The organism is Bradyrhizobium sp. LeoA1Lang (assembly GCF_055413685.1).
The window spans coordinates 1-255 of the sequence record NZ_JBVAPG010000622.1; the positions used below are offsets into that span (position 1 = coordinate 1).

The window sequence follows — 255 nt, forward strand, 5'->3', positions numbered from 1 at the left end:
GCTGAGTGCACGCAGACGCGCAAGACGAGCGATGCTCTCCTTCCCTTGAACCCGTGTGCCTCGTTTCTGAGAGAGAAACAAAGCTGGCGCGCGAGCCAGCGCGCAAACTTTGGCAAATCGGTTGATGGAGAGCAACATGTCTTCACTGAGACAAATCGCGTTCTACGGCAAGGGTGGCATCGGCAAGTCGACCACCTCGCAGAACACGCTGGCGGCGCTGGCCGAAATGGGCCACAAGATCCTGATCGTGGGCTG

Annotated in this window: 1 protein-coding gene; it reads left to right on the plus strand. The window is 58.8% G+C overall.

Translation table 11 applies throughout. The annotated features are described in order from the left end of the window. Positions 1–136 precede the first annotated feature (136 nt). Positions 137–255, plus strand: a 119-nt coding sequence (locus ACZYOF_RS44760) for an ArsA-related P-loop ATPase (RefSeq protein ID WP_463331978.1), incomplete at its 3' end; no start/stop codon positions are given.